Annotated in this window: 17 protein-coding genes; 6 read left to right on the forward strand and 11 right to left on the reverse strand. The window is 71.6% G+C overall.

Annotation, left to right across the window (positions count from 1 at the left end; translation table 11 throughout):
• Positions 1–28: 28 nt before the first annotated feature.
• From I7X39_RS04635 to I7X39_RS04660, 7 genes are all read right to left on the reverse strand, one after another.
• Positions 29–394, reverse strand: coding sequence for a hypothetical protein (locus tag I7X39_RS04635; protein WP_198109793.1), 366 nt, complete (start codon positions 392–394; stop codon positions 29–31).
• Positions 395–462: 68 nt separating this feature from the next.
• A complete protein-coding gene (locus tag I7X39_RS04640; protein ID WP_198109794.1) occupies positions 463–1,038 on the reverse strand; it encodes a hypothetical protein in 576 nt (191 codons plus the stop codon).
• A gap of 24 nt (positions 1,039–1,062) precedes the next feature.
• A complete protein-coding gene (locus tag I7X39_RS04645) occupies positions 1,063–1,452 on the reverse strand; it encodes a GreA/GreB family elongation factor (protein WP_198109795.1) in 390 nt (129 codons plus the stop codon).
• A gap of 107 nt (positions 1,453–1,559) precedes the next feature.
• The gene (locus I7X39_RS23495) at positions 1,560–1,685 is read right to left on the reverse strand and encodes a hypothetical protein (protein WP_259376415.1); all 126 of its coding nucleotides are present in this window, start codon (positions 1,683–1,685) and stop codon (positions 1,560–1,562) included.
• 126 nt (positions 1,686–1,811) lie between these two features.
• The gene (locus I7X39_RS04650; RefSeq protein WP_198109796.1) at positions 1,812–2,231 is read right to left on the reverse strand and encodes a type II secretion system protein N; all 420 of its coding nucleotides are present in this window, start codon (positions 2,229–2,231) and stop codon (positions 1,812–1,814) included.
• Between the two features lie 147 nt (positions 2,232–2,378).
• The gene (locus tag I7X39_RS04655; RefSeq protein ID WP_198109797.1) at positions 2,379–5,975 is read right to left on the reverse strand and encodes a chitobiase/beta-hexosaminidase C-terminal domain-containing protein; all 3,597 of its coding nucleotides are present in this window, start codon (positions 5,973–5,975) and stop codon (positions 2,379–2,381) included.
• Positions 5,976–6,209: 234 nt separating this feature from the next.
• The gene (locus I7X39_RS04660) at positions 6,210–7,106 is read right to left on the reverse strand and encodes a LysR family transcriptional regulator (RefSeq protein ID WP_198109798.1); all 897 of its coding nucleotides are present in this window, start codon (positions 7,104–7,106) and stop codon (positions 6,210–6,212) included.
• 111 nt (positions 7,107–7,217) lie between these two features.
• Between I7X39_RS04660 and I7X39_RS04665 the strand changes: the two genes are divergently transcribed.
• On the forward strand, positions 7,218–8,564 hold the full coding sequence (locus tag I7X39_RS04665; RefSeq protein ID WP_198109799.1) for a Kelch repeat-containing protein: 1,347 nt from the start codon (positions 7,218–7,220) through the stop codon (positions 8,562–8,564).
• Between the two features lie 104 nt (positions 8,565–8,668).
• The gene (locus tag I7X39_RS04670; protein WP_198109800.1) at positions 8,669–9,364 is read left to right on the forward strand and encodes a hemerythrin domain-containing protein; all 696 of its coding nucleotides are present in this window, start codon (positions 8,669–8,671) and stop codon (positions 9,362–9,364) included.
• 15 nt (positions 9,365–9,379) lie between these two features.
• On the opposite strand, the gene I7X39_RS04675 is transcribed toward I7X39_RS04670, so the two are convergent.
• Positions 9,380–9,835 (reverse strand): GNAT family N-acetyltransferase, encoded by a 456-nt coding sequence (locus I7X39_RS04675; RefSeq protein ID WP_198109801.1) that lies wholly within the window; start codon positions 9,833–9,835, stop codon positions 9,380–9,382.
• Positions 9,836–9,901: 66 nt separating this feature from the next.
• Positions 9,902–10,276 (reverse strand): cupin domain-containing protein, encoded by a 375-nt coding sequence (locus I7X39_RS04680; protein ID WP_198109802.1) that lies wholly within the window; start codon positions 10,274–10,276, stop codon positions 9,902–9,904.
• 48 nt (positions 10,277–10,324) lie between these two features.
• On the opposite strand from I7X39_RS04680, the gene I7X39_RS04685 reads away from it, so the two are divergent.
• Complete coding sequence (locus I7X39_RS04685) at positions 10,325–10,786, forward strand: MarR family winged helix-turn-helix transcriptional regulator (protein WP_198109803.1); 462 nt, start codon at positions 10,325–10,327, stop codon at positions 10,784–10,786.
• A gap of 30 nt (positions 10,787–10,816) precedes the next feature.
• Here the strand turns inward: I7X39_RS04685 and I7X39_RS04690 are convergent, their stop codons facing one another.
• A complete protein-coding gene (locus I7X39_RS04690; protein ID WP_198109804.1) occupies positions 10,817–12,154 on the reverse strand; it encodes a GAF domain-containing protein in 1,338 nt (445 codons plus the stop codon).
• Positions 12,151–12,645 (reverse strand): pyridoxamine 5'-phosphate oxidase family protein, encoded by a 495-nt coding sequence (locus I7X39_RS04695; protein WP_198109805.1) that lies wholly within the window; start codon positions 12,643–12,645, stop codon positions 12,151–12,153. The genes I7X39_RS04690 and I7X39_RS04695 overlap by 4 nt, the downstream gene beginning before the upstream one ends.
• A 69-nt stretch (positions 12,646–12,714) precedes the next feature.
• On the opposite strand from I7X39_RS04695, the gene I7X39_RS04700 reads away from it, so the two are divergent.
• From I7X39_RS04700 to I7X39_RS04710, 3 genes are read left to right on the forward strand one after another with little or no spacing between them, the layout of a single operon-like run.
• Complete coding sequence (locus I7X39_RS04700; RefSeq protein ID WP_198109806.1) at positions 12,715–14,406, forward strand: cation:proton antiporter domain-containing protein; 1,692 nt, start codon at positions 12,715–12,717, stop codon at positions 14,404–14,406.
• Positions 14,403–15,437: a sensor histidine kinase gene (locus I7X39_RS04705; RefSeq protein ID WP_198109807.1), complete on the forward strand. Its 1,035-nt coding sequence runs from the start codon at positions 14,403–14,405 to the stop codon at positions 15,435–15,437. Before I7X39_RS04700 ends, I7X39_RS04705 begins: the two co-directional genes overlap by 4 nt.
• Complete coding sequence (locus tag I7X39_RS04710) at positions 15,434–16,255, forward strand: LytR/AlgR family response regulator transcription factor (RefSeq protein ID WP_198109808.1); 822 nt, start codon at positions 15,434–15,436, stop codon at positions 16,253–16,255. The genes I7X39_RS04705 and I7X39_RS04710 overlap by 4 nt, the downstream gene beginning before the upstream one ends.
• Positions 16,256–16,271 lie beyond the last annotated feature (16 nt).

The following is a 16,271-nucleotide window of genomic DNA, read 5'->3' on the forward strand; positions in this document are numbered from 1 at the left end:
ACCCGCTTTCCGCGGGTGCGGCTCAGGCTTACAGGCTGCGGGGCGGGCGCAACAGCGGGGGCTGCGCGGTTTGCGGCGGGGCCTGCGGCTGCAGGCCGGGCCAGTCGTCGCGCGCCAGCTCGGGCAGGCACAGCGGCACCGGCGTGGGCAAGGCGGCCGGCAGGCAGCAGTTGGCGCAGTGGCTGCAGCCGGCGTCGGGCAGGGCCGCATTCGCGGCATCCACGGCATCAGTGGCAACGGCGGCATGCGCCGCCGTCTCATGGCAGGGTGGCACGGCCTGAGCGCTGGCGCCCTCCTCCCCCATCGCCGCCAGGCTGGCGGCGCGCACCAGCCCACCCTGCAGGCCCAGGCACAGGGCGAGCAAGAGGGTCAGCAGCAGGCGGGGGGCGGACATAGCGATCAATGTAGCAAGGGCGGTGGCGATCGGTTTTGCGCAGTCTCAAGCTTGACCCGGTGGCAAGGTCAAGCCCTCGCCAACCCCAGGCCCGTTGCGGCGGCATCCTCCAGCAGCAGCGCCGCCAGCACCCGCTCCTGCTCAAGGCGGCTGCTGGCATGGGGCTGGCGCTCCAGCAGCGCCCGGTGCTCGCGCTCGATGAACTCGAGGTAACGCGGCAAGGCGTCCAGCTCGCCCTGAAGGCGGGCGGCGCAATCGGCCGCGCCCTGCACGGCCAGTGCCGCCCAGCGCTCCAGGGCCTCGGACGGCCAGCCCAGGCCACTGACCGCGCTGCGGTACACGGTCCAGCCCGGCAGGGCCCGGGCGCTGGCGGCATGCGCTCGCAGGCCCTCGGGCGGACTCAGGCCCAGGCGGCGCCACAGCACCCGGTCCAGCGCCCGCCATTTGAGGCTCAAGGTGACGCGGGCATGGCCCTGGCGCGCATCGGCAAAGGGAATCAGCAGGCAGAACAGCAGCCCTTGATTCCAGTAGGGCATGCCATCCAGCAGCTGCCAGCCACGCGGGCCGGCTTCGCTGGCGATGCTGCGCAGCAGCGCCCGCTCAAAGGCCGAGGCGGGGGGCGGGTGTTCGATCGGTTCAGTCATGGGAACTCCAGATGTGGGGGTCGCTCAGGCCAGGTAGTCGCCGCTGGCTTCGGGCTGGAACAGCAGGGCCTCGATGCGCAGCGCGCGGCGCTCGCCGGTGGGCGTGCGCCAGCTGACCTCGCTGCCCACGCGGCGGCCCAGCAGGGCGGCGCCCACGGGCGAAAGCACCGACACACGGCCCGCATGCGGGTCGGCATCGGGCGGGTAGCAGAGCGTGAGCGTCTGCGGGGCGGCACGGGCGTCGTCGCTGACGAGCACGCGGCTGTTCATGGTCACCACATCGGCCGGGATCTCCGGCGAGGGCAAGGCGCTGGCGTCATCCAGCAGCTCGCGCAGCGCGGCGCTGTTGAGCTTGAGAAGACGGGCAAAGTCTAGTTCGGTGAGCAGCAGCTCACCGCTGAGGACGGCGGTCATGGCAACTCCTGGCGGCCGCCGCAGGCGGCGACCCATAGGCATCGCGCGGGATCTGGGCCCGGCGATCAGAGAGGTGCGCTAATGAGGGAGGAGAGCGATCGCCGGGCTCAGGAATGTGCGTCCGTAGGACGGCCGCAGCGGTCACCGGTCTGGAGCGTGGAGTTCATGCGCGCGGCCACGCGCGGCGTCTGGGCGACGCCGCGGCTGATGGGGTGGCAGGCGCGGGGGAACATGGAGCGGATGCTAGGCGGGACGGCCGCTGCGGCCAAGCCGGCATGCCAGAAGCGCACTGCCGTGCAGGGTTTTCGGCATGAAAAAGGGCGGCCCGCGGGGGCCGCCCTTGCAGTTCAAACCGCGCTTCAAGAGCGCGTGGCCGCCCCTTGCGCACGGCGGATCGCGCGCTCCAGCCCGGTGCTGCTGGGCAGGGGCGCGTCCGCCGGCCGGGCGATGGGACCGAGCGCCTCGTCCAGCCGCGGCGGGCTGGGGGGCGGCAGGGCCGGCAGGCCAGCCGCCTCGCGCGGCAGCTCCAGGCGTTCGCGCTGGCCGCCGCGCTCGATCCACACCGCACGCGGTTCGATCTGCGCCAGGCGCACGCCCAGGCCCAGGGACTCGCCCACTCCGAGCACACGCGCCGGCGCCCCACCCTGGCGGATCAGCGCCAGCGGCCGGCCGCTGGCAGCGCGGCGCAGCGCCTCCAGCTCGAAGCGCAGCACCCCGGATGGCGCGGCGCGCAGCTCGGTGCTCAGCCCGGCCGCAGGCGGAGCGACCGGCGCAGCCACCGACTGTGCAATGGGCGGCGGCTGGGGCGGCGACTCCCCGCCTGGATTCGAGCCCCCAAAGCCCAGGGCCAGCCCCAGACCAAGCAGCAGCGCGCCCGCGAGGAGCGCGCCGGACCGCGGGTTCTTTCCCAGGATCCGGCGCATCGCTTACCAGCCGATCGTGTAGGTCACGGTCTGCGGGGCGCGCGTGTGGATGGAGGGGCTGAAGCCACCCACATCGTCGTACGCGAAGCCGTAGGACAGCGCGTTCAGGCTGTGGTCGTGCCAGAACTTCACGAAGGCGTTGGAGCGCCCCGTCGCCGGGAAGAACTTGTTGCCGTTCCACCAGTCCGCGAAGGGCAGGTGCGCCACGCGGCGGTTCAGCGCCGCGCAGACCTGGGCCTGCAGCTGCAGCTGCTTGCCCACATCGGTGGTGCCACCGGTCGGATCGTCGAGCTTGCCGTTGCCCAGCATCACCATCGAGGTGCTGGGCTTGGCATTGACGAAGTACTGCCCGCCGGCGGCATCGGTGAAGCGCAGCTTGCCGTTCACCACACGCCCGGTGAAGGGCGCCCAGCCGTTCTTCAGGTCGATCACCAGGTCCTGATTGGCGTATTGCTGCCAGACCTCGTCCACATAGCTGTCCAGGTAGGTGGCATTGGCGCCCTCGCCCTGGAAGGTGGCATGGGCCGGCGCCATGATGCGCATTGGCCCGTAGGGCGGCTGGCCCAGGCTGTGGAACTCGGCCGGGGTCTCGGCGAAGTACTTCGCAAACAGCTCCTCGCGGGTTTCGGTGAGCGATTCGCCCACGGTCTGCTTGAAGCCGTCCAGGCCGGTCACCTCCAGCTTGAGCGGGAAGCCGAACTGGTCGACGCGGGTGGTGTTGATGAAGATGCCTTGCGGGTTGGCGCCCGGGGGCAGGATGGCGAACTCGCCGAAATCGAAGATGACATCGGTGTTCGGGTCGGTCGGGTTCTCGATGTTCGCGCCGGCGTAGGCGATGTTGCCGTTCACGTCCTGGTTGACCCAGATGTACATCGGGCTGCCCACGCTGAAGAGGATGCGCGCCGAGTTGATCGCCGGGATGGTGATGCTGCGCTTGTCGCTCAGGCGGAAGAAGTAGTTGCTGTAGGGCAGACCGTTCTTCATCAGCGCGCCGTTGTCGCCCAGCGCCATCGGAATCAGCTCGCCGTTCGCGCCCACGTGCACGAACTTGCCGGTGGCCCAGTCCTTGCCAATGATGGCCCAGTAGACCTGGTCATCGGCCCAGCGCCCGCGGGTGGCGTTCACCACATTGAAGGTGGTCTTGCCGTTCCACAGGTGGTCGCTGCTGCCGGTGCCTGTCAGCGTGTAGCTGGCGCTGGCCACTTCCGAGGCCACACCCTTCTTGAAGGCCACGGCCTTGAGGGTCAGATTGCTGTCCACCTCGATCGGCGCGCCGTACTGCAGCGAGTTCAGCGTCGGTGTGCTGCCGTCCAGCGTGTAGCGCAGCGTGGCGCCCACGGTGGCCGAGAGCAGGTTGACGCGCAGCCGCGTGCCATAGCTGCCCGTGGGGTGCGAGAACACCGGCGTGGCCACCGGGCCGCCGTCGGTGCCGATCACGTAGTTGCCCATGCTGATCTTGCTCTGGCCGTCCGCCGTGAAGGTGGCGGCGTAGATCGTGGACGCGTGCTCCACCGAGATCGGGCCGCTGTACAGCGGCGACTGCTGGGTGGGTGCAGTGCCGTCGGTGGTGTAGCGGATCACGCCCGACACGCCGGCGGCGTTGGCCAGGCTGACCTGCTGCGCCGTGGCGTAGCTGCCCGGGGCCGGGCTGAACAGCGGACCGGAGAGGCCGCCGCCCAGGGTCAGGCTGTAGCGCTGCGTGTCCTGCTGCGCGCCGCCCAGGGGCTTGTAGGTGAACCAGTAGTTCAGCACCTGGCCCGGGGCGGTGGGCGTGGCGGTGAATTCCCAGCGGCCCACGGCGGCGTTGAAGACCATCTGTGGCCCGATCTCGGACGCATTGCCGAGCGCGTAATGCAGGATCACGTACTCGGCCGCGGCATTGGGCTTGAACCACATCGTGGCCGCGGCGCCGAGCTCGGACACGCCCTGCGCGAAGCCACCGCCGCCGCCACCGATCTGGTAGCTCGCGCTGGCCACCGGCGAGGCATTGCCGCAGCCGTCCCGCGCGATGGCACGGATGGTCAGGTTGCTGCCCACGCTGATGGGCGCCGAATAGAGGGCGGAGCTGCTGGTGGGCGCGCTGCCGTCCAGCGTGTAGCGGATCTGCACGCCCGCACCGGCGCTGGCCAGCGTCACGGTCTGCGCACCGCTGTAGCTGCCGCCCGGCGGCGTGAAGCTCACAGCCGGCGGGATGGCGGTGCCGCACCCACCCTGCAGCTGGTAGCTGGCGTTCGGGGTGTCGGCCGCGCCCACGCTGGGGCGGTAGTAGGTGAAGTTGTAGGTCAGCGTGCTGCCGGGGGCCGCGGCCACGAAGGCTTCGTGGCGGCCGTTGGCGGCGCTGTAGTTCATGCGCAGGTTCTGCATGCCGGTGCCCGGGTTCACATGCAGGTCCACCCAGTCCACCGTGCTGCCGGCCTTGAACCAGAGCACGGCGCCGCCGGAGGCGTCCACGCCACCCCAGCTCGGGCCTTGCGGCGTGGAGGTGTAGGTGGCGCTGACCACGCTGGAGGGCGTCTTTTCAGGCGCCACTGCGTAGGCCTTGAGCGTGCGGTCCAGCGGCACCGAGATCGGGCCGGTGTAGAGCGGCGAGCTCGCCGTCGGCGTGCTGCCGTCCAGCGTGTAGCGGATCTGCGCGGCCGGCGTCGGGCTGCTCAGGCTCACCGTCTGTGCGCTGCTGTAGCTGCCGGCCGGCGGCGTGAACACCGGCGGCTGGGTTTGCGTGCCATCCGGCCCCACCACCACGCTGTAGCTGCCCGTGTCCTGGGCGGCGCTGGTGTAGTAGGTGTAGCTGTAGTTCACCGTGCTGCCCTGGGCGGCCAGCACCGCGTACTCGTGGCGGCCGGCGCCGCTGTTCAGCTGCATGCGCACGTTCTGCTGGCCGGTGCCGGTGTTGAAGTGCAGGTCCACCCATTGCACGGTCTGGCCATTGGCCTGGGCGCCGAACCACAGCCGCACGCCGCCCGTCATCTGCTCGGCGCCTTGCGCCGGGCCGGTGCTGCCGATCTGGTAGGCCGCACTGCCCACGGCAGAGAGGCTGCCGTCCGGCGCCACGGCCACCGCCTTGAGCGTGGTGTTGGCGCTCACGTTGATGGGGCCGGCGTAGAGCGCCGAGCTCAGCGTGGGAGTGCTGCCGTCGGTGGTGTAGCGCACCGGCAGGCCCAGGGGACTGGTGCTGATGCTGACGCTCTGCGCGCTGGCGTAGCTGCCCGCCGCCGGGCTGAAGCTCGGGGCGGAACCGCCACCGCCCCCGCCGATCTGCGAACTGCCCGGCGCGCTGTCGTACGAGGCCGTGCCGTTGTTGTAGGTGAACCAGTGGTTCACCGTCTGCCCAGCCTGCGCCGGGAAGCGCACTTCAAAGCGCGACTGCGCGCTGTTGTAGGTCATGCGCACGTTCTGCTGCGCGCCGTTGTTGACGCTGTAGTGCGCGTCCACCCAGGCCAGGTTGCCGCTCGAGCGGAACCACAGCGTGGCCTGGGAACCATCGAAGTCCACGCCCGTGCTCAGACTCTGCGCCTGGGCCCCGGGCGGGACGAAGAAACTGAGGCAAGCCAGCGCCAGGCCAAATAGCCAGCGGGCGGCATGCCAGGTGATGCCATTCATGGGGTGGTCTCCAACACAAGGCTGGCGCGCCAAGGCCGCGCGCAGGCACTGCATCGGCCGTCCTTGAGCCGCCGACGGGCGCGATGCTAGGCAGATCGATCGCCATTTGAAAGCGCTTTCACGCGCGTCCAGGGTTTGCTCTGATCGGGTTGGCCCTGCGCTGTTTACATCAAGTTTCAAACGGCACGGGAAAGACGCCTTGCAAGCGCTTTCTCGTTCGCTGCAGGCGATGCCTCAGTTGCCCGGCAGCAGCAGGCGCAGCGCCGCGGCGCAGGCCGTGGCCAGGCCATCGGGCAGCTGGCGGGCGGGCAGCCAGGCCAGGTCCAGGCTCACCGGCTCGCGCAGCGGGCGGCGCACCACGCCGGCAAAGCGGCCCACCGCCATCTGAGCCGGCATGCAGGTGCAGCCCTGGCCGGCGCCGATGCGGGTGAACACGTCCAGCAGCTCGGCCGCGGGCAGCTCCTGCAGCGGGGCAAAGCCGTGCGCGCGGTACTGGCGGTCCAGGTGGTCGTACAGCTGCGGGCTCAGGCTGCGCCGGAAGCGGTAGAAGGGCGGCAGCTGGTTCAGATCGCGCAGGCTCAGACTGCGCCGCCGCGCCAGCGCGCTGCCCTGCGGCACGAAGGCCGAGAGCGGCAGCTGGCCCAGGGTCTGCAGCGGCAGGCCCTGGGTCTCGATGGGCGCGGCCAGCAGCGCGCCGTCCAGCCGGCCCGCCACCACGGCGGCCGCCGCCTCGTGGGCGGGCAGCAGCTGCGTCTCCAGGCCAGAGATCAAGCCGCTGTCGCGCAGGGCGCGCTCGAAGGCCGGCAACTGGGCCAGGTTCAGCCAGGCCGGCAGCGCCAGGCGCAGGCGCGGCAGGGCATCGCCCAGCGCGGCCACCTCGTCCAGCAGCTGCTCGGCCTGCGCCAGCAGGGCCTTGAAGCGCGGCAGCGCCTGCGCGCCCGCCGCGGTGGGCTGCACGCCCTGCGGGCTGCGCAGCAGCAGGCGCAGGCCCAGCTGCTGCTCCAGCTCCGCCACGGCGCGGCTCAGCGGCGGCTGCGTCAGGTGCAGGCGCTCGGCCGCCACGCGAAAGCTGCGCTCTTCGGCCACGGCGACGAAGTACGCCAGCTGGCGCAGGCTGATGGCACGCTTCATGGCAGACCGCAGAGTTGGTGATACCCAAAGGGTATTGCATCGAAAGCACTGGCCCGGGCCCAGGGGGCGTTCCTAGAGTGCAGCGCATTCCCCATTGCTGCTGTCATCGCCATGCCCACCCGCCGCCACCTGCTCGCCGCCCTGCCCAGCCTTGCCCTAGCCGCCTGCGGTGGGGGCGGTGGCATCACCCCACCGCCCGCAGAGCCCGCGCCCACGCTGCGCCTGAGCAGCGACCGCAGCCAGTACTTCGTGGGCGAGCAGGCCGAACTGCGCGTCGAGTTCAGCGGCAGTGGCGCGCGCCTGGAGCCCGGCTTCGGCCGCGTGCGCAGCGGCCAGGTGCTGCGCACCGGCGCGCTGGCCGGCCCCTTGCAGCTGCGCCTGGAAGTGGACGCCGCCCCCGGCCAGACACCGCAGCGTGCCGAGCTGAGCCTGGACGTGCGCTACCGCGACCGCTTCAGCCCCGTGGGTGATTTCTCCGCCAGCAGCCACAGTGCGCTGCCGTTGGCCGATGGCCGCGTGCTGGTGCTGGGGGGCGACCGGGGCGGCGTGGTGCTGTCCGATGCCATCGACCGCTTCGACCCCGCCCTGCGCCGCTTCGAGCGCATCGGCAGCCTGAGCAGCGGCCGCAGCGAGGCCACCGCCGTGCAACTGCCCGATGGCCGCGTGCTGCTGGCCGGCGGCATCACCGCCCTGCCCGTGGCCACGCGCACCGAGCTCATCGACCCCCGCACCGGCCAGGTGCAGATCAGCGGCAACCTGGCACAGGCCCGCCACGGCCACAGCCTGACCCTGCTGGCCGATGGCCGCGTGCTGCTGGCCGGCGGCACCGCCCGCGCCAGCGCCGAGCTCTGGGACCCGCAAACCGGCCGCTGGAGCTTCACCGCCGGCCCGATGCAGCACGACCGTTCCGGCCACAGCGCCACCCTGCGGACCGATGGTCGCGTGCTGATTGCCGGCGGCCACCGCATCGGCGAGGGCTCCTACGTCTTCGCCGAGCTGTTCGACCCCGCCAGCGGCCGCTTCAGCCCCCTGCCCGAGCAGGGCCTGGCGCCGCGCGCCGCCCACAGCGCCTGGCGCGCCCCCGATGGCCGCGTGCTGCTGCTGGCCGGCGAACGCACCCGCACCGATGCCCTCGAGGCCCTGGCCGACGCCCTGCGCTTCGACCCGCAGACCCAGCGCTTCGAGCCCCTGCCCGGCCTGGGCCAGGCCCGCACCCTGGCGCAGGCTGCGCCGCTGGGCGATGGCCGCTGGCTGCTGCTGGGCGGCCAGAGCGCAGGCGAGCGCGCGCTGCGGCGCAGCGAAGCCTGGGCCCCGGACCAGGCCGCGCAGGCGCGCGCCGAACTGCCCGAGCCGCGCGTGCTGCACAGCCTCACCCCGCTGCCCGACGGCCGCCTGCTGGTGCTGGGCGGCGAGGGCCTGCACGGCCAACTGGTGCCCACCGCCCTTTTGTACGAATAAGAGAAAGTTAAGAAACCTTGACGCGAGTCTTAAGAGCGCGGGCGGTGCGGAATTCCTAGAGTCCTCGGCCATGGCGGCACCCTTTCGCCGCCCCGGAGAACCTGATGAGCACCACCCCCCGCTACGACGTCTACGCCGGCATCCACAAGGCCCTGCGCCTCTTCATGAGCCGCACCCTCTGCACCCTGGGCAGCACCGACCCCACCCACTCGCACGAGCTGGACGCCGCCCTGGATCTGCTGCAGCGCCTGCTGGCCCTGTGCGAGCTGCACCTGAAGGACGAGAACGAGTTCATCCACCCCGCGCTGGAACGCGCCCAGCCCGGCACCAGCGCGCGCATCGCCGCCGAGCATGGACACCACGCCGAAGCCATCGCCGCGCTGTGGGCCCAGCGCGATGCCCTGCGCCAAGCCGCGCCCGAGACGCGTGCCGCCGCCCTGACCCGCCTGTACCGCGAGCTCGCTCTGTTCGTGGCCGAGAACTTCCAGCACATGGAGATCGAGGAGCGCGAGCACAACGCCATCCTGTGGGCGCATTACAGCGATGCCGAGCTCAGCGCCATCGAACAGGCCCTGGTGGCCTCCATCCCGCCCGAGGCCATGATGGAAGCGCTGCACTGGTTCATCCCGGCGCTGAACGCCAGCGAGCGTGCCGGCATGCTGGGTGGCATGCAGCAGGGCATGCCGGCGCCGGTGTTCGAGGGCGTGCTGCAGATTGCCGAGCGCACGCTGGAGCCGGCGGCCCATGCGCAGCTGCTGCGCGCGCTCGGCCGGGGTGCGCCGGAGCGCCTGGCCGCGTGAAGCCTGGGGCCTGCCTCAGCCCGCCAGCTGCTTTTCCATGAACACGCTCAGCGGGTGTTCGGGGTAGCTCCCGAACGCGCCGCGGACGCGGTAGCCATGCTTGCCGTAGAAGGCAATGGCTTCGGGCTGGCGCGGGCCCGTCTCCAACTGCACGCGCCGGCAGCCGCGCGCCGCAGCCTCGGCTTCCAGCGCCGCCAGCAACTGAGCGGCCACGCCCTGCGAGCGGTGCGCCGGCCGCACGAACATGCGCTTGAGCTCGCCGCTGCCGGCGCCCAGCACCACCGCGCCGCAGCCCACCGCAGCGCCATCTGCGTCCCGCGCCACGGCGAACAACACGCCGTCCTGCTCCAGACTGCTCAAGTCCAGCGCATAACGCGCCTCGGGTGGGTAGAGCGTGTCCTGGTAGGCGTCCAGCTCGGCAATCAATGCGATCACGTCGGGCTGGTTCGGGCGTTCGAACTGGATGGGCATGGGCGGTGAGTGTGCCGGGCCCCCGCCCCGGGGGCGACTCGTCACCCCGCGCGGACCGCACCGGTCTTAAGCGGCCCAGGGCGGGGTGAAGGGGGGCTGATCCCCCACCAAGGCCTGCCCGCCCACCGGGAAGACGGCCAGAGCGCGGAAGGGCTGCGCCCCCGGGTTGGAAAGCGCGAGGGTCTGCCCCGCATGCACCACCAGGGCATTGCCCGCTTGCAGCTCGTGCCGCTCGCCGTCCAGCTCGATCTGCGCACGGCCCTCCAGCGCCACAAAGGTCTCCTCGCGCGTCAGGCGGTGGGGCGAGCCGTTCACGCCGGCGGCCACTGTCACCTCCCACACCGCGTTTTCCTGGGCGCCGCGGCGGGGCGATGCCAAGGTGGTGAACTGGATGCCCGGCAGATTGAAGGTCGGGGCGTCGTGGCGTTGCAGCAAAGGCATGGGGGCTCCTCGATATACTTAACCATAGTTTATTAACCGTGGCTAATCATGTCAAGGACCGACCCACCGGACTTCGGTGTGCTGCTGAACCTGGCCTTCGCCGCGTTCAAGGACGCGCTCGACGCCGACCTGGCCGCGGCCGGCTTCGACGACATCGGCACCTCGTTCGGCTACGTGTTCCGCCTGCTGGCGCCGGGGCCCTGCAACCTCAGCGAGCTGGCCAGCCAGCTCGGCATGAGCGCCCCGGGGGCGCTGAAGGTGGTGGACGACATGGTGGCCAAGGGCTATGTGGTGCGCAGCGCCGACGCGCAGGACCGGCGCGTCAAGCGCCTGCAGCTCACCGGGCGCGGCCACGCGGCGCTGGAGCGGGCGCGGCAGTTTCACCGCGCCTACGAGCAGGCCCTGGCACAGCGGCTGGGCGCGGCGCCCGTGGCCGCCACGCGCACGGTGCTGGAGGCCATGACGGCCGCACTGGCCGAACGGGGCGGGCGCATGCCCCGCCCCACCTGAGCGCCCCGCGCCGCAAGGCCTGAACCGGCCCTACCTCCCCACCCCTTGCAACTGCAAGGGCCGCTCCACCAGCAGCCGCAGCCGCCCGCGCCCGCAGCGCTCCAGGCGCACACAGGCCTGGCGCTCCGCCAGGCGCCGCGTCAGCAGCAGCAGCCGGGCCTCCAGGTTGTCGCCCACTTCGGGCAGGCCGAGCTCCGGGTCCAGCCGCAGCTCGCGGTTGCTGAACTCGCAGCGGCCGGCCTCATGGTGCAGGCGCAGCAGCTTCCACAGCACGGCGCCGGCCACGCCCTTGATCAGGTACTCGTCGTCCAGAAAGACGCTGCTGTCGGCCGCGTAGTAGCGCACGCGCAGCGGCTCGCCGCCGAGCGGGCAATCGGCCGGCTGTGCAAGCGGTGGCGCAGCGCCCTCCTCATCGGACTGCGGTTGCAGCGCGCGCACCAGCGCGGCCGCCTGGCCGGCCAGGGCCACCAGGGCGTCTTCGTCGTCCCAGCTCAGGCGCAGCTCCTCGGGGCTTTCAACAAACAGCACGCCCTGCAGCTGCCCGCCGGTCTGCAGGGGCAGGGCCAGCTGGCTGCCAGGCTCGGCCAGGCCCGGCAGCGGGATCTCACGGCCGAGCTGCGCCGGGTCCAGGCCCTCGCGCACGCGGCGGGCGTAGGCGTACTCCAGCGTGGCGTGGTTGATGCGGATGGGGCTGCCGGTACGCGCGGCCACGCCGATCACGCCCTCGCCCAGCGGAATCTCCGCGCCCACGCCGGAACGCCCGTAGCCGCGGCTGGCCAACGTGACCAGGCGCTCCCGGCTCGGTTCCCAGACCAGCAGCTGGGCATGCGGCAGGCCGAACTCCTGCACCACTGCGTCCAGCAGGGTCTCCACCAGGGCGTCGAAATCGGTGCAGGCGGCCAGGCGTTCGCTGGCGCGGCGCAGCGAGCTCAAGGGGCTGGGCGCGGGCGCGGCGGCTGGGCCGCGCGGGGCGGCCACCTCGGTCACGCTGTCCACCGCATACAGGTCCGCGCCGCGCAGGCGGAAAACCTCGGCCATGCCGGTGTGCGAAGCAATGCCGGCCAGCTTGGCCTTCATGCGTTCGAACAGCGGGCCCTCGCTTTCGGTGCGCAGGAAGCGTGCGCCGATGCGGTAGGTCGCGCCATGCGCGGGGTGCACCACCAGCAGCTCCACCTGCGGATTGGCCAGCACGTTGCGGCGCGTCTTGTTGAAGAACTGGAACGAGAGCGCCAGCTGGCGCGCGCCCACGTATTCCACCTGGGAGACATAGGTGACATTGGGCACGCCATCGCCACCGCAGGTGGCGATCACGCCAGGAATGGCGCCCTCCAGGCAAGGGCGGATGGCGTCGAGGTCAAGCGCGTTCATTGCGCGGCCGCCGGGGCGCCGGCGCCCGGGCCGGGGGTCTGCTCGAACACCGCGCCGATGGTGAACTCGATGCGCAGGCACTCGGCGCCGGCACGCAGCACGGTGTGCGCCACCTCGGCCGGGAAGCCGAGCTGGCCGATCTCGCCCACAAACCCCTGCAGATGATGTTCGGCCAGCGCGGCGTCCTCGGGCTGGCAGGGGCTCAGGCGGGCGTCCTGGCCCTTGAGCTGCAGCGTGCGGTCGCTGTGCGGTTCGCTGAACACCACGGCCAGCTGGCCGTTGGCGGCCAGGTCGGCGCACAGGGCTTCGGCGTGGGCGCAGGGCATCAACAGGCAGAGCCGGCGCCGGTCGGCGGAAAGGCGCGCACCCACGGCGCGCATCAGGTGCGGGCGCAGCTGGGCGTCGCGGCTGCCCACGATGATGGACAAGGGCCGCTGCAGCCACTCGGCCTGCTCGGGGCCGATCAGCGCTTCAGATGAGGTGGCGGACATGTCCGAAGTCTAGGCAGACCCGCTGCCTACACTCGGCCGTCCCCTGCTCTCACCGGTCGACTGCCGCCCATGCCCCACGACGTCAGCCTGATCGCCACCATCGCCGCCGGCTTCGGCCTGGCCATGGTGTTCGGCTTCCTGGCCAACCACCTGCGCATGCCGCCCCTGGTGGGCTATCTGCTCGCCGGCATCCTGATCGGCCCGGCCACGCCGGGCTTTGTGGCCGATGTGGGCCTGGCCGGGCAGCTGGCCGAAATCGGCGTGATGCTGCTGATGTTCGGCGTGGGCCTGCATTTCTCGCTGGCGGATCTGATGGCCGTGAAGCGCATCGCCGTGCCCGGCGCCATCGTGCAGATTGGCGCCGCCACCGCCATGGGCATGGGCCTGGCGCTGTGGTGGGGCTGGAGCCTGGGCGGCGCGCTGGTGTTCGGCCTGAGCCTCTCGGTGGCCAGCACGGTGGTGCTGCTGCGCGCGCTGGAGGCCAAGGGCCTGCTGAAGTCCGTGAACGGCCAGATCGCCGTGGGCTGGCTGGTGGTGGAAGACCTGGTGATGGTGCTGGTGCTGGTGCTGCTGCCCGCCGTGGCGGGCTTGCTGGGCGGTGCCGCACCGGCCGGCGGTGGCAGCCTGCTCGGCACGATTGGCCTGACGCTCAGCAAGGTGGGCGCCTTCATCGCGCTGATGCTGCTGGTGGGCCGCCGCCTGCTGCCCAAGCTGCTGTGGTGGGTGGCGCGCACGGGCTCGCGCGAACTGTTCACGCTGGCCGTGGTGGCGGTGGCGGTGGGCGTGGCCTTCGGCGCGGCCAAGCTCTTCGATGTCTCGTTCGCGCTGGGCGCCTTCTTCGCCGGAATGATGATGCGCGAGTCGGAGTTCGCGCACCGCGCGGCCGATGAATCCTTGCCGCTGCGCGACGCCTTCGCGGTGCTGTTCTTCGTCTCGGTGGGCATGCTGTTCGACCCCGCCGTCATCCTGGCCGAACCGCTCAAGCTGCTGGCCGTGGTGGCCATCATCCTGCTGGGCAAGACCCTGGCCGCCGTGGCCCTGGTGCTGCTGTTCCGCTACCCGCTGAACACCGCGCTCACCGTGGGCGCGAGCCTGGCGCAGATCGGCGAGTTCTCCTTCATCCTGGCCGGCCTGGGCGTGGCGCTGCAGCTGCTGCCAGTGGAAGGCCAGAGCCTGATCCTGGCCGGCGCGCTGATCTCCATCGCGCTCAATGCCGCCCTGTTCGCCGCCGTGGACCCCCTGCGCCGCTGGGTGCTGGCGCGCTCCAGCCTGGCGCGCAAGCTGGAGCTGCGCGACGACCCGCTGGCCGAGCTGCCGCAGAGCACCGATCCGAGCCGCCTGAGCGGCCATGTGGTGCTGGTGGGCCATGGCGCCGTGGGCCGGCGCATCGCCGCCGAGCTGCAGGCCCACGGCCTGCACTTCGTGGTGGCCGAGCAGAACCGCGAGGCCGTGGAGGCGCTGCGCGCGCAGGGCATCAGCGCCGTGAGTGGCGACGCGCAAACCCCCGAGGTGCTGGTGCAGGCCCATGTGGCCCGCGCCGCCATGCTGGTGGTGGCCATCCCCGATTCGGTGAACGTGCGCCAGATGGTGGAGACGGCCCGCACGCTGAACCCCGGCATCCAAGTGGTGCTGCGCAGCCATAACGAAGAGGAAGCCGCACTGTTGCGCCAGGAGTGCCAGGGCGAGGTCTTCCTGGACGAATACGAGCTGGCGCGCGGCATGAGCGCGCACATCCTGGGCCGGATGCGCGGCGCGTCATGAGCCCCGGCACGAGCCCCCTTCGCCTGGTCGGCGCCAACGCCTTGCTCTGGGCCGCCGCGGCCGGCGGTCTCTCGATCGCCGCCCCAGGCGTGGACACCCTGCCGCGCCTGCTGGTGTTCAGCGAGTGCGTGGGTGCCGTCATGCTGGCCGTGGCGCTGCTGATGCGGCGGCTGCCTCGGCTGACCCGACTGAGACCCGCCCAGACCTGGGCCCTGACCGCCGCGCTGGCCATACCGCTTGGCTACATCGGCGGGCACGCGCTGGCGCTGCTGTTCCTGGGCGAGCCGTTCCGCCTGACGGGCACAGGGGCGGCGCGCCTGGCGCCGGTGGTCGTGCACTTGCTGGTAGGGGGCATCGGCCTGCACTACCTGGCGGCACGTGAACAACTGGCGCAGGAAGCGCGGGCGCGCGCCGAGGCCCAGCGCCTGGCCACCGAGACCGAGCTGCGCCTTCTGCGTGCCCAGCTGGAACCGCACATGCTGTTCAACACCTTGGCCAATCTGCGCGCCCTGCTGCGCGAGGACGCCGGCCAGGCCGAACACATGATCGACCAGCTGATCGCCTACCTGCGCGCCACGCTGGCGGCCTCGCGCCACGAAGCCAGCACGCTGGAGGCCGAGTTCGCGCAGCTGCGCGCCTACCTGGAAATCATGGCCCTGCGCATGGGCCCGCGCCTGAGCTACACGCTGGAGCTGCCGCCCGAGCTGGCGGCCACGCCCCTACCGGCGATGCTGCTGCAACCCCTGGTGGAAAACGCCATCAAGCATGGGCTGGAACCCAAGGTCGGCCCCGGCCGCCTGACGGTGCAGGCGCACCTCGACGGCGCCCACATCGAGATCACGGTGCGCGACGACGGCCTGGGCCTGGGTGCCGACGGCCAGTTCCAGCGCCCGCTGGATGGCCCGGCCAGCAGCTATGGTCTGCAGCATGTGCGCGAACGCCTGCGCGCCGCCTACGGCCCCCCGGCCACGCTGACGCTGAGCCCGCTGCAACCCCAAGGCCTGTGCTCCCGAGTGAGGATTCCGTCATGAGCGAAGCCCCAGCCCCACGCGCCCTGATTGCCGAGGACGAACCCCTGCTGGCGCGCACCCTGAGCCGCCTGCTCAGCGAGGCCTGGCCCGGCCTGCAGCTGCTGGGCGTGGCCACGGACGGGCTGCAGGCCATCGAGCTCGGCCTGGCGCACACGCCCGAGCTGCTGTTCCTGGACATCCAGATGCCCGGCCGCAGCGGCCTCGAAGTGGCCGAGGCCCTGGCCGACGACTGGCCCGACGACCGCCCCCAACCCCTGTTCGTCTTCGTCACCGCACACGACGGCTTCGCCCTGCAGGCCTTCGAACGCGCCGCGGTGGACTACCTGCTCAAGCCCGCCACCCCCGAGCGCCTGGCCCTGTGCGTGCAGCGCCTGCAGCAGCGCCTGGCCGAGCGCTGCGCGGCGGCGGCACCGGCGCTTGATGCGCGCGCGGCGCTGATGCAGCGGGTGCAGTCGCTGGCGCCTGCACCGGCACCGGAGGCGGACGCCGAGCGCATCAAGATCCTGCGCGCCGGCGTGGGCAACACCGTGCGCATGATCCCGGTCAGCGAGGTGATCTGCTTCGAGGCCACCGAGAAGTACGTCAACGTCGTCACCGCCCACGGCGAGGCCCTGGTGCGCATGAGCCTGCGCGAGCTGATGGCGCGCATCGAGGACGCCAGCGACTTCCAGCAGATCCACCGCAGCGTGGTCGTCAACACGCGCTGCATCCTCAGCGCCACGCGGGATGAGATCGGGCACTACAGCTTGAGCTTGCGGGGGCTGGAGCGGCCGGTGAAGGTGAGTCGGGCGTTTGGGTATTTGTTTCGGCCGATGTAGGTCGCTTGCTTGCTTT

This window comes from Inhella proteolytica, from assembly GCF_016093275.1.
Classification (GTDB): domain Bacteria; phylum Pseudomonadota; class Gammaproteobacteria; order Burkholderiales; family Burkholderiaceae_C; genus Inhella; species Inhella proteolytica.

Bases quoted from the DNA above. Each gene is read 5' to 3' on its own strand.
- I7X39_RS04635 (WP_198109793.1), bottom strand. From the start codon at position 394: ATGTCCGCCCCCCGCCTGCTGCTGACCCTCTTGCTCGCCCTGTGCCTG.
- I7X39_RS04640 (WP_198109794.1), bottom strand. From the start codon at position 1,038: ATGACTGAACCGATCGAACACCCGCCCCCCGCCTCGGCCTTTGAGCGG.
- I7X39_RS04645 (WP_198109795.1), bottom strand. From the start codon at position 1,452: ATGACCGCCGTCCTCAGCGGTGAGCTGCTGCTCACCGAACTAGACTTT.
- I7X39_RS23495 (WP_259376415.1), bottom strand. From the start codon at position 1,685: ATGTTCCCCCGCGCCTGCCACCCCATCAGCCGCGGCGTCGCCCAGACG.
- I7X39_RS04655 (WP_198109797.1), bottom strand. From the start codon at position 5,975: ATGAATGGCATCACCTGGCATGCCGCCCGCTGGCTATTTGGCCTGGCG.
- I7X39_RS04660 (WP_198109798.1), bottom strand. From the start codon at position 7,106: ATGAAGCGTGCCATCAGCCTGCGCCAGCTGGCGTACTTCGTCGCCGTG.
- I7X39_RS04665 (WP_198109799.1), top strand. From the start codon at position 7,218: ATGCCCACCCGCCGCCACCTGCTCGCCGCCCTGCCCAGCCTTGCCCTA.
- I7X39_RS04670 (WP_198109800.1), top strand. From the start codon at position 8,669: ATGAGCACCACCCCCCGCTACGACGTCTACGCCGGCATCCACAAGGCC.
- I7X39_RS04675 (WP_198109801.1), bottom strand. From the start codon at position 9,835: ATGCCCATCCAGTTCGAACGCCCGAACCAGCCCGACGTGATCGCATTG.
- I7X39_RS04680 (WP_198109802.1), bottom strand. From the start codon at position 10,276: ATGCCTTTGCTGCAACGCCACGACGCCCCGACCTTCAATCTGCCGGGC.
- I7X39_RS04685 (WP_198109803.1), top strand. From the start codon at position 10,325: ATGTCAAGGACCGACCCACCGGACTTCGGTGTGCTGCTGAACCTGGCC.
- I7X39_RS04690 (WP_198109804.1), bottom strand. From the start codon at position 12,154: ATGAACGCGCTTGACCTCGACGCCATCCGCCCTTGCCTGGAGGGCGCC.
- I7X39_RS04695 (WP_198109805.1), bottom strand. From the start codon at position 12,645: ATGTCCGCCACCTCATCTGAAGCGCTGATCGGCCCCGAGCAGGCCGAG.
- I7X39_RS04700 (WP_198109806.1), top strand. From the start codon at position 12,715: ATGCCCCACGACGTCAGCCTGATCGCCACCATCGCCGCCGGCTTCGGC.
- I7X39_RS04705 (WP_198109807.1), top strand. From the start codon at position 14,403: ATGAGCCCCGGCACGAGCCCCCTTCGCCTGGTCGGCGCCAACGCCTTG.
- I7X39_RS04710 (WP_198109808.1), top strand. From the start codon at position 15,434: ATGAGCGAAGCCCCAGCCCCACGCGCCCTGATTGCCGAGGACGAACCC.